This is a genomic window from Pontibacter burrus (assembly GCF_010686685.1).
Taxonomy (GTDB): Bacteria; Bacteroidota; Bacteroidia; order Cytophagales; family Hymenobacteraceae; genus Pontibacter; species Pontibacter burrus.
Window position 1 is genome coordinate 126,168 of record NZ_JAAGWD010000009.1, and the last position, 15,729, is coordinate 141,896.

Sequence of the window (15,729 nt, forward strand, 5' to 3'; positions counted from 1 at the left end):
AAAACTCAAGGCTGTATTTTTTGCGCCGGCCACCACCGCAAGAGTGCAAGACCCGCTACTGCCGCAAATACGGAGGCCAAAAAAATTCCTGATTTAGCGCCCTCAACTAAGCTTTCGCTGAAGGCTAGGTTTGCAATGAATAGTACCATGGTAAAACCTATTCCGCCTAGCACTCCGCCACCGGCCATTAATATCTAGCTGAGGTCTGGGGGGCGAACAGCGAGATGCAAACGGACTGCCAACCAGCTGAATGCCAATATTCCAATTGGTTTACCTAGGATAAAGCCAGTTATCACGGCTATCGTAACAGAGCTGTCGATAGCGCTGAATGACAAATGCAAGTCCGCATTGGCAAGGGCGAAGACCGGCATAACAACAAAACCAACCCACGGGTGTAAGGCATACACCAAGCGTTCAGCCGGAGACAACGCTTCGCGCGCCGCAGTCTCGGCTACCTGCAGGGTTTGCCGGTGTTTGGTGGCACCACTTCCTTTTTCGTCGCCCGCTGCGCGACAACCTGACCAAGTATAGCATACAGGCGCACATCGCTGACCCACCTGCGTGCAGGGGTCATCAAGCCAAGTATAACGCCTGTGATGGTGGCATGGATACCGGACCAATCCAGAGCAAGCCAGATAAAACAACCTACCAGAATGTAGAGCGGAAAACCACGGAAGCCTAATGCGGCCATAGCCCTTAAGAGAACAATCCCAACGGCTGCCTGGGCCAGTGCGCTCCAGGAGGTATGACTACTATAGCCGATGGCCACGACCAGAATGGCGCCAATGCCAGCGATAGCATGAAGATGCGCAGGCTTTTGGGGATACGCGAACCGAGGATAGCCAGACAACCAATGGCAAACGCTGTGTCTGTTGCCATGACCGTACCTCACCCATGCTCCCCTGGCTGCCCCCACTGCAGTGCCAGGTATAGCATGGCAGGCACCAACATCCCTCCTAGAGCGGCTGCAACGGACAGCGCGGCTTTGCGCGGGTTGCTTATTTCCCCGAGGATTAACTCACGCTTCAGTTCCAATGCCACAAGGAAGAAAAACAGCGTCATCAACCTGTCGTTAATCCACTCCCGTAGTGAACGGGCAAAGTTAAATGAGCCTACCTGAAGGCCTACCGGGGTTTCCCATAACTGTTCAGCAACATGAGCCCAAGGAGAATTTGATATAACCAAGGCAACAATAGTGGCCAAAAGAAGAACAGCGGAACTTGTTGCGCCGGTGTGCAAGAAATTGTCAAATGGCTTTGTCAGCTTATCAAGAAGCGCTTTCGGTAGAAGGACGGTTTTGGCTTCAGGTTCCGAGGCTTTTCTCATGGATAAGAAGTTTATAGATCGTTTAAGAGCCGTTGGCGGGAAGCTATTTTGCTGTGTATACGTGACCTCTAAAGCCTGCAGCCCTCGCCAACTGTCTGTCAACCCCCTGCCAAAAAACCACGGCTGTCTCATCGTCTTATTTTCCTAAAACCTTTTTGATCCCTTGTTTAGGACGTAGAGGCGCTTGGTCTCCTAAAAGCCTTCCCAAAGGTTTTAGCGCATCAATGCGGTCAAAGATTATCTTTAAAAATGCAACAAAGAGAATTGCCAAAAACATCCCTGCTACTCCCCATAACGCTCCCCCTAACAAGACTACTATGATGGAGACCAAAGCATTGATTTGCACCTTGGAGGAAACAACCCGGGGAACCAGGATATTGTTGTCAATGAATTGAATCAAAACATAAGCACCTATAATGCCCAGTTGCGTTGTAAAGCCATCTTTGGTTACCATAGCCATCAGCACCGGTAATAAGACAGCTATTGCTCCGCCAATGTATGGGATCATGTTCAGAAAAGCACCGATTACCCCGAGCAAAATACCGTAGGGAACACCCAAAATCACCAAAGCGGTAACATTTAGAACGGCTACAATGGATGTCTCTATCAACAAACCCACAACATAACTTTGGATAGCACTCTTCGTCTCTTGAATAATTTCAGCTACTGATTGAGAGTCTTTTCTGGCAAATACCTCAAAGAAAAAATCTAAAATCAAGGTTTTATAGAAAAGGAGTAGGAAGACATATACAGGCATTAAAAAGAGCAGACCAAATATACCCAACGCACTGCTTATCGTTTGGCCAACCAAAGCTTTATTGCCTGTCGCCGCTTCCTTTAAATATTGTGTCTGCCTTTGGATTGAAACCCCAAAAGTGTGCTTCACATATTGCTGTAAATCACTGAGCAGCTGAACAAGCCTATCTTTTAATTGAGGCATCATTTCACCAAATTGAATGATTTGGAAGGATAGGAAATAGAAGAGGCCTCCCAGCAGGACGAAAGTTATCAGAAGCGTCAGCAGAATCGATAGCACCCTTGGCAACCCTAGACCCAGAAACCTATTGCACAGCGGATTAAGCAGAATGGCAATTAATATTGAAAAAGCCAGCGGTATCAAAATATCTGCTAGCGTGGATAGGATATATACGAAAAGGACCAACCCAAACAATACAGTTGTTACTTTCTTGTAAAAAGGATCAGACTTTGTCATAGTTACATACAATGGTATACTTCAATGCTATACTTACTGGCATTGCTCAGCGTCAACTAAATAACTGATACCCTAATAAAATACACTTTGTACGGGGATGGATCGTGGTAAGGAGAACTGCGGGTAAAAAAGTGCGAACTTCTTAAATTTCCTGTTAGAGGAAATAGAATATACAGATAAGCAGAAAAAAGATTGCTCCCCAATAGCAGCAGCACCAGCAATAAATCAGAACCAAAGTCCATTTCCCTACGGCAATCTGTGAGGTTTCTAACAGCGGATCTACCGACTCTTTATTGATAATTGTACGTGTATGTTTGTTAATAAATATTTATAATCAGGCAATTAACTGGCTTGTCTTAAACTAAATCAATATCGTGAGTAACTTAATGGGAGCCAAGTACGGCTTCTTATGGTTTGTTTCGTGTGCTACTGATAGCTTTGTATAACCTGGGTCTTGTTAAAGGGAAAAATGTCCTTTCCGAAGGAGTTGGTCAGAAGCAAACAGGTAAAGATGGTGAGAAGATCTCTACTGTGCCCACAGCCTTTTCAACTAAAAAGGGAGGAGAAGCTCCACTAATTTTCCAATTAGATCAACCGCGTTCAGTGCAGAGGGGCCTCCCAAATCATTGTCACCTAATTCAGCTTCAGCTTTTACCAGCCCGTTAATTGATGCTGCAGGTTTGACGGCAGCGTTATCTTGACCAAATCCCTTGATCGCATCTTTTGACACCCCGAGGGCACCGACGATCTTCTCTAGCAGTTGTTCTTCCACGTGCTCTTCCTGCTCAATGCGGGAGATGTTTTGCTGCGTGGTGCCCAGTTCACCGGCAAGGGCCGCTTGCTTTACCCCTAGGGCGGCACGCATGCGACGTACCTGATTCCTCAGGTGTAGCGGGCGATTTGTAGTTACTGCTTCCGTGTGATCAATCTATTTCAGCGTATGTCCTTACTTTCCTCTCGAACAGTCGTTTACTCGTAATCCTGAAGCACAAGTACACGCTCAAACAGGAGCTCAAGTCCGGCATTCTCTATAAAATAACCTGCCTCATAGCGGACCTTCAGGTATGATTCTTCCAGTTGATGCACCAGCTGCCTTTCTTCAGGCGTGTTGCGCAGAAAAACAGTGTCCAGTTGCGTAGCGGCGGCTGTGCCTAATCAGTGCTTTGATGGAATGGGTGCGAACCTCCTTCCTAGTTAGGGAGAGCAGGATGGCACGGTAGGCAAACTCCGCCGCCTGATGCAGCAGGAAAGCCGCAACAGCGGCATCACGGTTATCTCAGCGTTGGAGGGCGCAGGTATAGAAGGCCCGTGATTTTTGAAGATTGCTCTCGAATACTTCCCGGGCCTTGGCTACAACCTCTTCATACAGCCCCCTCGGAGTAAACAGGAGCTGCTCGCCGCCGCTGTCATACACCAGCCTCTCCGACCTGCAGGCAAGCAAGTAAAAGATGTGCCCCTGCTCCAGGGCCTCCCTTACCGCGTCCGAGCGGTGCAGAGAGCAGGTCACCTGCCGGTGCCTCTGGTTGGCGAACTCTACTATCGTCTGGTGTTTCGTGAAGCGGATATGGCTTCTGCATGGCACCACCAGCAGGTCCACATAACCAGTCTTTCCTTCACCGTCCAGGGCGGGGTGGTGGAGCAGGAAGATCTTCTCAGGCTGCACGGTCTCTGCAAGAAAGGAAATGATCTGCGCCACATCCCCGGTAAGCTCTGGCGGTGCTGAAGAACCGGGTACCTCCTGTGCCTCACTCCCCTTCCATGCCGCTTGCATGTCCTTCAATTTTTAACTCAGCCTCTGCAGCCGTCTCTTCTGTAATCTTTCCCAGTATGTCCTCCTGGCAATCGAGGAGCAGCGTAAAGTAATGGGCCACTTCCAGCAGGCGCTCCAGCTGCTCGTAGTGCTGCAGCAGGTTGTAGTTCTCCCAACAACTATCCAGAACTACAAGAATTGAAACTAAAAGTCAATCAGTGAGCGTAGCTCATAAGAGTCTCTTCCGATTGAAACAAGCTAAAGCGGTAGCCCTTGCACTAGCCAGGTTGGGCTTCCAGCAACTTACTCAGAACAATAAGGATTGAAACTTGGCGTCGAAAGCGGCATTGAAGCCCAGAAACTCTGCGTAGCGCCATCGGACAGCTTATCCAGAGTAATAAGGTTTGAAATTTCACTCAATTTGCTATAGTAGGGGTTTGCCCATTCTTTTGAAACCTATTCCAAAACAGTAAGGATAGTAATACGCCTAGTTATACTTATATTACTATTTTAGTAGAGTAGTAGCTGTTCTGGAGCTTGTCCTTCTACAGTACTTGAATTTCAGATGCTAGTCTGCTAGATTTTACCCGCATTAAATGCTGTTAACCGAGCTGCGTACTGCTTCTTTACATTATCCTCAAAGGTATCCAGGTAGCTTTCGGTCGTTTTCAGGTTAGAGTGGCCCAAAGATTCAGATATAAGTTCTATCGGCGCTCCTGCGCGCTTGAGCACCGTAGAGAATGAGTGCCTAGCCGTATACGTGCTCACGTTCTTCTCGATGCCTACCGCGGCGGCCACCCGCTTAATGTATTTGTTTATCGTTTTGGTAGCATGCTGGATCTTGGCCCGTTCCTTTTCTGCTGACAACTCTGGCTCAAGCAAAGGAAACACGTAGGCATCTCTGTAGACTGGCTTATTACCCCACTTGTTAATTATCTCATCTATTTCTGGGGTTCTCATTGCCGTGATCGCTTTGATGTTCTGGCGGCTTGTCCTTTCCGTTTTGGCCCTGATAAAGGTGATTTTTTCCCGATCCAGTTGATTATACTTCAGGCGGGCTATATCCTTTACATTTATCCCGTTACATAGGTAGGAAAATATCCACAGGTCCCGAGCACGGCCCTCATTTTCGGTAGCAGGCTGATAGGAGAATATCTTCTCAATATCTGCAAGTGTCAGGGCTTTCTTCACATTACGGCCCGAAGGTATCTGGTACTTTCTTTTGCCAAACGGGTATAACTCTGTGTTCACTTCCCCAGCCGCTATGGCGTTATTGTAAATAGCTCGCAGCGCCCGCAGGTAGATCCCGATGGTGGTGATAGAGTTTCCGTTCTGAAGCATCCATTTCTCGTACCTCATTAGGAAATCAACAGTTATAGCGCCATAGGCCAAGGGCTTCCGCTTTTTCAATAGCATTTCCCTTTTCTCGATTGCTTTAGCTCTAGACAGGCCTTTGTTCCGAGTCAATGGCTCCTTTTGAATAAAAGATAATAAGGAGAAACTGGCGCTCTCATAACTGCTAGCCGTCCCGACCCTGCCTTCTTCTACCAGCTTCTTGACTTGATTCTCAAAGGCTGCAAAGACGTCATTCCTAACGGCAGCATTTAGATACTTCTTTTCAAACAGCTCAAAGGTAAAGACGTCCAGATTACGGATAATACCGATGGCCTTCTGCTCTATTGCCTGAAAAGCTATTTGAAGCTCTTTGTATTTCCCTTTGGGTTTTTCTGCTTGTACTTTAGAAAATTCTGCCTCGCTCAGAGAGTAGCTGGTATTATAGTACTTGCGCTGTCTCTGATACGTGAGTCTTAACCTTACCGGAAAGGAGCCATCTTTCAAAGCCCTTCGGGTATCCAGCATGACGGAAGTAAGTACAGGTATCATATGTGCAAATAATTTTCTGTACACACAATTTGCACACAAACCATCAAAAAATCAAGTAATATCACTAAACAAAGAGATACAAAAACTGCCTAATTTTGCTAAAAACGCAGCTTTTGCTAATATACAAAACCAGCAATAAAGGGTATTGTCATGACTACGAATCAGAAGGCTAGGGGTTCGACTCCCTTCGCGACCACAACAAGTATTAAAATGCACCTAGGAATCAATAACTTAGGTGCATTTTTGTTTTATAGGTAAAACATAAGTAAAACATTATCTCTTTCTTCTGCACTCACCTTTCCTTTGGACTCAAAATCATTACACTAAATTTCAGGATTAAGATTTATTAACTTTAATACTGAACATTTTGAAAGATTATTTAATTTCATCTTTATCAACCTTAAAGACTTTAGGGCAAGCAAAGTTTCTGTTAAGCATCTCTTTACTGTGGTTTAGGCACTAAAGGACTTTACCTATTAAATCAAGGAAACAATCAATAGTATAACCTAATTTATCATCATGGATTATCGGCTAGAGTTACTAGACAGCGGTACATTTGAGCAACTTACAAATACAATATGCCAAAAGCTTTTCGGAATGGGAGTTGTAACATTTGCAGAAGGTAAAGATGGCGGGAGAGATGGGAAATTTACAGGCAAAGCTCAAAATTATCCATCAACTGTAGATAACTGGTCTGGGAAATTTATTGTTCAAGCAAAACACACTTTAAGTCCTGTAGCTTCATGTTCTGATAGTGATTTTGAGACCACAGTGGGACTCGAAATTAAAAAAATAAAGAAATTAAGAGCAAGTGGAGATATAGATAACTATATGCTGTTCACTAACAGAAAGTATACAGGCATCAAAGGTGAAGAACTTTGCAAAAGGATAATTAGTGAGACAGGAATAAATAACGCTGCTATTTTAGGTAAGGAGACGATTAATAATCAATTCATTAACCCCAATAAAGACATTATTAGACAGTACGGATTAGATAAACATTATATACCTTTTGATTTCTCTGACACAGAAATCAAAGAAATAATAGAAAGCTTTAAAACCCAATTACCACGCCTAAGTGCAGGACTTAAACAGAAGGTAAAGCAAGTAAAATACGACTATGACAGGATCAAAATAGAGGAAAAAAATATTAAAAATAATCTTGGAAATGAGTATTATGAGAATGAAATACTATCAAGTTCTTTAATGGATTTTCAAACAATTGGAGACTTCTTGAGTAGTCCCAATAATGAAGAAATAAAAGACATGTATTTCGATGTTGCAAGTGAACTTAGTCAAGTCATTACTATAAAAAGAAATAACTTTGACGCCTTTGAAGAAGTATTCTTTTTCATCTATAAGTTTATCTGTGATGGTGATACAAAAATTAAAGGGGGAAAGAGGCATGTTACCACATTTCTGCACTACATGTACTTTGAATGCCTAATTGGTAAAAAATGATACGACCTGATAGACATACAAATTTAGATTATTCAGTAGTTAACATTAGTTCGCTAATTCTTAAACTAGTAAAGTCCGAATATATCATTAAATACGACGCTTTATTAGAAACTATTGTTAACAAATTAGGGCATGAAGCAAAAATCAACTATCCATATGCCTTAAATTTTCTATTCTTATTGGGAAAAATAACATATCAGCAAGAAACCGATTCTTTTAAGTACAATGAAATTAAGCAAACTATACTGCAATAAAGAAGGATTTAAAAACACTACATTTAACCTTACTGGGCTGAATGTAATTTATGCTGATGTTAAGACAAAGCCTAAAGAAAGAAAGAACTCCCATGACCTCGGTAAAACCAAGTTAGCTGAAATTATAGACTTTTTACTTCTAAAACAGATTGATGCAAAAAGGCATTTCTTGTTAAAAGAGAAAGATGAAAAAGGTATTTCTATCTTCATCGATTATATATTTTATTTAGAACTTTTACTGAATTCAGGTGAGTATCTTACTATTAGAAGAGGCATAGATAAACATACAAAAATTTCTTTCTCTTTGAATTCCAAATGTAGTGATGGCTATATTCCCCCACAGAGCTGGACGTACGAAGATGTAGCATTAACTAAATCAAAAAATATTCTTGCTGATTTATTAGATCTAAACTTTTTCTATGGTAAGAATTATAACTACAGGAAAGCGATAAACTATAGTCTTAGGTCGCAGGAAGATTATAAAGATGTTTATAAGCTCTCAAAATATGTTGGGAAAGATATAGATTGGAAACCCTTTATGTTTGATCTTCTCGGTTTTGATGGAGATTTGTTGTACAGAAAGTATGCTAATGATGAGCAAAGAGAAGAAATAACTAAATACATTGATTTATTAATAGCAGAACATTCAGCGGAACCTGAAAATAGAGATGATATTGTAGCTCAGATGCAATTAATCCAGAATAAGTATAATGAAGTAGAAGAGCAGATTGATCAGTTCAATTTTTACGAACAAGATAAAGAATTAATTAAGAATGGTATAAATACAGTTGAAGCTAATATTAGTGATTTAAATACTCAGGCTTATACATTAAGTTTTGAAATAGATAGACTAAGAAAATCTATTTCAAACAAATTCGCTTTTGATCTAAAGAAAGTGGAGAAAGTATTTAATGAGGCTGAAATATACTTCCCGAATCAACTTGCAGAAGACTACAAGGCACTTAAAAGATTTAATGAGCAACTTACGATAGAACGCAATAAACTATTATTAGAAACATTAATTAATAAGGAGAAAGAACTACAGATTGTAAATGTTAACCTTCAAGATTTTAATCAACAAAAAGAACATCTGCTTTCAAATCTAAGAGAGACAGATGTATTCAAAAAATTTAAAACTTATCAGAAGGAGCTAACTAAAATAGAAAGTCATCTTGTCCTTTTAAAGAATAAGCTAAAGGCTATTGATCTCATCATAGATAAGGAAAAAGAAAGAGACAACCTTTTAAAAGATGTAGAAGGTACAATAAACGACATCAGGAATGTATTTCAACATACTGAAAATAATGAAAAATATGCTCATATAAGGAGAAACTTCACCAATTTCTATCATAGAGTGATGGATGAAGCAGTAAGGATATCATGGACTATTAATTCAAATAATAATATAGAGTTTACACCGCCAAAGGTCCAATCTATTAGTAAGATTAGGAAAGATACAGCTAAGGATGAAGGTAATACTTATAGAAAAATACTTTGTGTATCATTTGATCTGGCTATCTTATGCACTTATAGCCAAGAGTCTTATTTTAGGTTTGTATATCATGATGATGTGCTATCACAACAGGATAATGGTATAAAGCTGAGGTTACTTGAATTGGTTCGGGATTTAACCAAGCGTTGCAATCTTCAATATATTTTATCTGTTATCAAATCTGATCTTCCAGTTGATGATAAAGAACAGCCGATTCATTTCTCGGACAAGGAGATTGTGCTAAGGCTAAATGACAAAGATGCTTCAGGAACCTTATTTGGGTTTGAATTCTAAAATGAAGATTATATCGATAACTAAGAATAGATGAAAACAATTCTATCTGTATGGAATTCCGGTGGCAAGGGTAAGTCAGGAACTATTCGAGAGTTAGCTCGGATCTTACTTGCTAATTATCCTGGGTATATACCAGTGAAACCATTAACAATCAATATACCTTCTGATATTGACTTCTTGATTGTAATTGAGATTGATGGTATACGTGTGGGAATTGTAAGCCAAGGAGACCCAGGTACAGGCTTAGATAGAAAGCTAAAGGAACTAGCAGATGAGCACAATTGCGATATCATAATTTGTGCTACCCGAACCAGGGGGGAGACAGTTAAAATCGTAGACCGAATAGCTAAGAGTAGAGGCTATGATACCATCCGCACTTCTACATATCAGGTAAGTACAACTCATCGTAAGTTGGCAAATCAATTAAAGGCAAAGCACCTGCTAGACCTTTTACAGAGTTTAGAATTACTTCCTGTACCGGAACTAGTCTAAACCAATTTCCCTGAAATTTAGCTTAACACTTATTTAATAAATTGGAGTGATAAGACTTAAACTTACAAAACTGTTATCTTTTCCCCGGAATTAAATCTAGGTACTAGTTGCATTAAAAAGAACCTAAAAGAAATTCATATAAAATGTGATCGAGGTAGACAGTAAAACATTGTTTAGCTCTATAGATCATTTAATCTAGCTTTATCTCTTTTCTTAAGATAGATGTCTGAATCCCTATCCTGAATGTGAGCAACAACCTTTGACTGGAAAAGAATTTCATCTTCCCCGACATATGTAATATTTGCTTCTTTATTATTTGTGTTAAGCTCAGCGTGGTTTACTATATTAAGCCAAGCTTGATCATTTTCCCAAGTGTACATTTTATTGGGACCAAAGTAAGCTCTACCATACTTTGCTTCCAATAGTTCTAAGAGGGCGTGAAAGTCTGTTGAGTGATAATCTATTTTAATACTACTTAATCTGTCTTTATAGTAGAAATAGTAAATTTGTTTAAGTTGTAAATCTCCGATACGGAGGTCTTCATTCCTCTTGATGTAACATCTTTCATAGATACCAGGATTTGTGAAATCGGGAGCAATATCCATTTCCGGAACCCTGATCAAATTAATATTTTCAGATATATCTGAACCAAGAATAATGTTTCTGAACCCTCTTATTTCCTCAATCTTGCCATCATGTTCTAAATCATAAACTCTAGCAGCCTCTACCTTCGAGTTATTTTTTAATCTAATACTAATATCATTATCATTTTTAATAACTGTAAGCGTATTTATTAATCCTTTCCAAACTAATCCGTATTCATTCTTATCCGTTGGCATTCCATATAAAGCCTTAAAAGCATCCTCAACCTCGTTTAAATCTGTTGTGTGAATACTTGCCATGATAGCTATAATCTTTTGGCTATCTACTAAAACAGACACCTTACTATCTAATGATAACCCCTTTAGCTCAGAAGGTATATCATTCAATACTGATAAAGAAACGCCACGCCAAGCAGCATTATACCACAACTCTCCAGGTACTGACTTGTTAACCTCATCATTCTCTTCTCTGAATGGCCCATATTTCGCTTGATAGATATATTCTCCTAGCTTAAACCCCATTAAAGTTTGTTCATCGTCTATATTTTCGAACTTTGGTTTATTTAGTAGTCCACAAGAAGATAGAATGAAAAGGCTTACAGTTATATAAAATATTTTATTTTTCATGCTTTATTTTATAGAGTAGAACAAATATAAAAGTAATATACTTATAAGTTGTAGACAAATAAGTGGTAACATAAAAGTGGTATTGTATAGACTTTGTGCTCATGAAATCAGAGCAAGAAGTTCTAGAACAAATTGGTATTAAATTGAAAGAAATCAGAATAAGTAAGGGATATTCGAGCTATGAAGACTTTGCCCTTGAACACGGTATCGCTAGAATGCAATACTGGAGACTAGAAGCTGGTAAATCCAACCCAACAATAAAGACCCTATACAGGGTACTAGAAATACATCAGGTATCGCTGCAAGAGTTCTTCTCAGAAGGCTTCTAACTCCTCTAAAAATTTCCACACTACCGAGTTGTTAATGAAGAAGTTTTAATGAAAAAGAAGTTATATTACTTAAAGCTAAATAAATAGCTAAAGTGGTTGTACGAATCTACAAAGTTAATAGAATAATTTTTGTTGCTAAAGTTATGATATAGCACCTATAAAGTTGGTTAAAGGCTATTTGGATTGCATTATATCTTAAACCACGTTGTTATGGCTGCAACGCACTAGTAAACTTTCAATTATACCAATAGTGCTTTTACTAGTATTAGACCATATGACTTAACTAATACTGCTTAATCATTATACTGAATATTTTGATGTATAATTTACAAGGAGGCTTATTCTTTCAGTTTAAATTTATCATCAAAATAACCTAATGTATTATGGTCAAATCTATCTTCAAAGAAAGTAACCCCTATATGTTCACTCCCTGGTTCAAGAGATAATCGTATTAATTTTTGTTCTGGAATTATCCATTTGCTTAGAATTATCAGACCGACAACTATATCAGATATTGCCTTAAAAAATATTTCCTTTAGCTCTTCTTCATTTTTTAGTTTCCCATTATATAGCTTGTTATCATCAAAACATTTAAGTTTTAATAAAGGTATAAAATTAATTTTTTCAGGGAGGTTCGCAGCAATCCACCTATCTTGAACTAAATCAATTATTTTCTTAGCCCTTGCTTCTATATAATCACTATGAGATTGCTCAATTATAGCGTTATGGGCAAGTTTATTTCTAACATCCCTAATACATGAAATGATCTCATACACATTATTAGCAAAGTAATCTTGTGACCATAAAAAGGTACTTGTTAGACTGAATGTCATTTCTCTTCTCAAATCTTTCTCAAACTTCTTTCTCCTCTCACCTTTTGATAAAGTAAATAGAAAGCATTCTTTACATAGCTCTTCAATGTATGCAGAACCAATTATTACTAATCCTCTTAAACTTTGCGAATGTAAATCTAAGAGTACAGTTTTAACTTTTTCAGATCTACTGTCTACATATAGTTTAAAATACTTGTCGGCTACTTCTTTATAAATTTGATTAAAATCCGTTTTCATTCCTGAGTTGATTATTATAAGATCTAATTTGGTGAAATATGATTATTAAACAAATCTTTCATGACTAATCTGTTAACAGGTATTAAAGGGAGTATAGAAACTTACTCCCTTCTGACTAATAGCTATAAGTCATTCGCTACGTTCTTTCAGTGGTTTGATTTTAAGGAGTAACCGTCTCACAGTACGTAGCCAAGAAATTCAGCATAACTCCTTGGCCTTTATTCAAGGCCGGTAATTACATATTGGTAAGGTGGAATGTATTTAAAATGATGATGGGGGTATAGTTTACCCTGAATCGAATAAAGTATAGTGCCGTTATCCCAACTCAGTATCCTGTCTACTTGTAACTCATCTCCTTTCCTAATACCCCGAATATCTAGGGTGCATATTACTTTAAAGGGACAGAAAACTCGTTGGAGGTGATACTTGGAAATAAATAGGCAGCTATTAGAGAAACTATTAGGTTCAGGTTTTAGAAGTAGATTGGTTATCATTTATCTGTTTAAAAATGAATTTATAATAAAAGGGTGACCGTATGAATCACCCTTTACTAACCTTATCTATGCTGCTGCCTTTATCTCAAATACTTCCTGTTCTATTGTCCTCGGGTTAGGATTGTAATAGTAGACGTAGTTTAAGGTAATGACCTCATCGCTGTTAGGTACCTTATAATCATAAGGCTCGCTTTCCATCTTTTCAATAGTACCAGGCAGTTGTTTACCTACTAAGGCCTGACATACTACATCATCTAATGTACTTGTGATGGAGCAGGTTCTGGCAGTAGCATAATACCTGCCAGACTGTTTAGAAAGAATCATTTCAATTTCTCCCTGTAATACTAAGGCATTAAATTCTTTACCATCAGCCGATTTTCTTTTTGCAAAGTCTGTAACTGTTACCATGTTGTTTTAAAAGTTTTAGGTTAAATACTGGTGGGGGTATCCCAACCTTCAGGTATAGGGCGGGGAGTGTTACAGGGAGAAACTTTGGAGCTTAGTGATTCTAAAAAATTTATAAAAATTTTATGGATAGCAAAAGTAATGCCTTACTATTAAAGCTATATATATTCAGATGTCCTTATTTTTAGCACTATCTTGATTTGTTTAAATGATTGTCACTAGCACAATCACGTGAAAGTATCTGCGCATTTTATTTAGCTCAAATCTTTCGCATCGTTAATTGGCATCCTTTATTAAACAACGGCTATACAAAGTGTGCAAACTAAACAGAGTAGATAGAAGCCCATCTACTCTGCATAGTTTGTAAGGTTTGCACTATTGTATTTTATTGCTTTTCAACTTTCAAATACTGTGCATACTTAGATTTAGTTAACTGGTTTGTAGTCATCAACATACTTAAATACTTATCAATGACCCTTACACTCAAATGGGCTTTTTTACCTATCTCTATCGCCTCTTCTCGCTTAAACCTGGCTGGAAGCTCATTGTACAAATCAGCAATCGTCTTATCCTGAATGTTTACAGCTTTAGGCAATTTCGCATACATCGTTAAAGCATGTTCCTTGTAAACCTTCACTAACTCGAATGCTAAATTAAAGTCTTCATCCGTACAGGTTATGTTAAGATCTTTGCTGTTCTGCTCATACTTTCTCAAACAGGTCATTATCATAGCTATTCTGAACAAAATTAACCCGAGCCTCTTCACGATACTTGAAGCATCACCTTCGAAGTAACCATGAACTTCCTTTAACCACATCGTAAAAGTATCATTTAGGGTACTCCACTGTTGATTGGTTAAGTGAAATGCCGAAGGGCTATCTTCTAAGTATTCAACCATAGCAAGCACCCTTTCAGACAATTGTGCAAAATGACTGGTTAAGTCTTGCCTACCCTCTACTGGAGCAACACTCCTCCATACAGGAGCTGCATTGAACGCATAAAATATAAAACGGCTGAAAAGCCCATCCTCTGCTGAAGGTATAAACGCCCTTACCTGAGATGGGGTACCTGATAGTGCAACTGACAGACGGGGCTTCCTGATCTCATAAAATTCATTATTTGTCTTCCTGCTGTAGCTTACACTCTCATGGTGGAAAGCTTTTCTGAACAGGTCAGAAAAGTTGCCCCAGTCTTGCTTTAAACTGTTGCTTAAGGTGTCTGCTTCCGTTTCACAGAAGATGCCCTTTGCATCACCTTCTTTAAGATGCTTAATTACTGCAGATGAGCTCGAGTTTCCAGGTATGAACAAAATATTAAATGGGGGTCTCTCCTGCACATTCCCCTGTGTTGCCTGATTAGCAGTCTCAGATTCTCTTAAAGATGCGCTGTATTGCCTTAGTGCCCTTTCACTTTCATTAAGTAGCTTCTCGTGATAAGAATCCCCAAGCATTTTTGCATATACAAGTTTGCCTTTCCCGCTAGCAGGTGGAGCTATTATAAAGCAGTTTAAGTTAGCATACACTTCCTGGCTATCATACAATCCATCTACTGAATTCATGCAACCACTCAGTATGGTTAATGCACCTGTTAGGAATACATCTTTATCTCTTGAGTTATCAAACATGTAAGAGCCACGCCTTAATATTTCTGGCAGTTTATTATATACTTCTTCCGGAATGGTGGGTGTATCCGCTAAGCTTCTACTGCCTTCCTGAGTTGGTAAATACAAGAAGCTTGGATTAACAGGCTGTGCAGACTGTACAAGCTTAGCAATATTATGTGATACAACATTGCTCTTAATTAATTTACTAATTTCTGAGCCTAAGCTCGTTGTACTCTCCTTTTGTATCTGATTGCTCTCCATCTACTTAGTCTCCTCAAACTTTATTTCAAATCCATTCTCAGGATCGTTATTGCCAATTCCTATGTTTCCATCTAAATCAAAGCTAAGGGCTTTAGACGCATTCTTGATTGTGATGAATTCAAACCCGGATGTTGAGTGGTTATACTTTTAAAGAGAATAACGAAAAGTTAAT

The 15,729-nt window shown here is 39.1% G+C and carries 13 protein-coding genes and 3 pseudogenes; 5 read left to right on the forward strand and 11 right to left on the reverse strand.

Annotated elements, in window-relative coordinates:
* Positions 1 to 5 precede the first annotated feature (5 nt).
* The 7 genes and pseudogenes from GXP69_RS19395 to GXP69_RS17285 form a co-directional block, all read right to left on the reverse strand.
* A pseudogene (locus GXP69_RS19395) lies at positions 6 to 557 on the reverse strand (Na+/H+ antiporter NhaA).
* Positions 452 to 1,458 (reverse strand): annotated as a pseudogene (locus tag GXP69_RS19400) (Na+/H+ antiporter NhaA). Before GXP69_RS19400 ends, GXP69_RS19395 begins: the two co-directional pseudogenes overlap by 106 nt.
* Before the next feature lie 4 nt (positions 1,459 to 1,462).
* Positions 1,463 to 2,539 (reverse strand): AI-2E family transporter, encoded by a 1,077-nt coding sequence (locus GXP69_RS17265; protein WP_163916617.1) that lies wholly within the window; start codon positions 2,537 to 2,539, stop codon positions 1,463 to 1,465.
* A 550-nt stretch (positions 2,540 to 3,089) separates the two neighbouring features.
* A complete protein-coding gene (locus GXP69_RS17270; RefSeq protein WP_317164608.1) occupies positions 3,090 to 3,467 on the reverse strand; it encodes a helix-turn-helix transcriptional regulator in 378 nt (125 codons plus the stop codon).
* A 171-nt stretch (positions 3,468 to 3,638) separates the two neighbouring features.
* Positions 3,639 to 3,797 (reverse strand): annotated as a pseudogene (locus GXP69_RS19405) (HEPN domain-containing protein); the annotation flags it as partial.
* A gap of 18 nt (positions 3,798 to 3,815) precedes the next feature.
* Positions 3,816 to 4,319, reverse strand: coding sequence for a hypothetical protein (locus tag GXP69_RS17280; protein ID WP_163916620.1), 504 nt, complete (start codon positions 4,317 to 4,319; stop codon positions 3,816 to 3,818).
* A gap of 546 nt (positions 4,320 to 4,865) precedes the next feature.
* Positions 4,866 to 6,149 (reverse strand): site-specific integrase, encoded by a 1,284-nt coding sequence (locus tag GXP69_RS17285; protein ID WP_235925810.1) that lies wholly within the window; start codon positions 6,147 to 6,149, stop codon positions 4,866 to 4,868.
* Between the two features lie 543 nt (positions 6,150 to 6,692).
* Between GXP69_RS17285 and GXP69_RS17290 the strand changes: the two genes are divergently transcribed.
* From GXP69_RS17290 to GXP69_RS17300, 4 genes are read left to right on the forward strand one after another with little or no spacing between them, the layout of a single operon-like run.
* Positions 6,693 to 7,634, forward strand: a complete 942-nt coding sequence (locus tag GXP69_RS17290; RefSeq protein ID WP_163916624.1) for an ABC-three component system protein — start codon at positions 6,693 to 6,695, stop codon at positions 7,632 to 7,634.
* A complete protein-coding gene (locus GXP69_RS19410; protein ID WP_394367366.1) occupies positions 7,631 to 7,888 on the forward strand; it encodes an ABC-three component system middle component 8 in 258 nt (85 codons plus the stop codon). Before GXP69_RS17290 ends, GXP69_RS19410 begins: the two co-directional genes overlap by 4 nt.
* Entirely contained in the window at positions 7,860 to 9,674 is a 1,815-nt protein-coding gene (locus tag GXP69_RS17295; RefSeq protein ID WP_163916626.1) for a DUF2326 domain-containing protein, read from the forward strand. Before GXP69_RS19410 ends, GXP69_RS17295 begins: the two co-directional genes overlap by 29 nt.
* Positions 9,675 to 9,704: 30 nt before the next feature.
* Positions 9,705 to 10,166: a hypothetical protein gene (locus GXP69_RS17300; protein WP_163916627.1), complete on the forward strand. Its 462-nt coding sequence runs from the start codon at positions 9,705 to 9,707 to the stop codon at positions 10,164 to 10,166.
* Between the two features lie 179 nt (positions 10,167 to 10,345).
* On the opposite strand, the gene GXP69_RS17305 is transcribed toward GXP69_RS17300, so the two are convergent.
* Positions 10,346 to 11,395, reverse strand: a complete 1,050-nt coding sequence (locus GXP69_RS17305; RefSeq protein WP_163916629.1) for a hypothetical protein — start codon at positions 11,393 to 11,395, stop codon at positions 10,346 to 10,348.
* A gap of 101 nt (positions 11,396 to 11,496) precedes the next feature.
* Between GXP69_RS17305 and GXP69_RS17310 the strand changes: the two genes are divergently transcribed.
* Positions 11,497 to 11,724: a helix-turn-helix transcriptional regulator gene (locus GXP69_RS17310; protein ID WP_163916631.1), complete on the forward strand. Its 228-nt coding sequence runs from the start codon at positions 11,497 to 11,499 to the stop codon at positions 11,722 to 11,724.
* A 338-nt stretch (positions 11,725 to 12,062) separates the two neighbouring features.
* Here GXP69_RS17310 and GXP69_RS17315 read toward each other — a convergent pair whose 3' ends face one another.
* The 3 genes from GXP69_RS17315 to GXP69_RS17325 form a co-directional block, all read right to left on the reverse strand.
* Positions 12,063 to 12,794 carry a hypothetical protein gene (locus GXP69_RS17315; protein ID WP_163916633.1) on the reverse strand — a complete coding sequence of 244 codons (732 nt, stop codon included), beginning with the start codon at positions 12,792 to 12,794 and terminating at the stop codon, positions 12,063 to 12,065.
* 560 nt (positions 12,795 to 13,354) lie between these two features.
* The gene (locus GXP69_RS17320; protein WP_163916635.1) at positions 13,355 to 13,696 is read right to left on the reverse strand and encodes a hypothetical protein; all 342 of its coding nucleotides are present in this window, start codon (positions 13,694 to 13,696) and stop codon (positions 13,355 to 13,357) included.
* 382 nt (positions 13,697 to 14,078) lie between these two features.
* Positions 14,079 to 15,557, reverse strand: coding sequence for a DUF3987 domain-containing protein (locus GXP69_RS17325; RefSeq protein WP_163916636.1), 1,479 nt, complete (start codon positions 15,555 to 15,557; stop codon positions 14,079 to 14,081).
* Between the last annotated feature and the right edge of the window lie 172 nt (positions 15,558 to 15,729).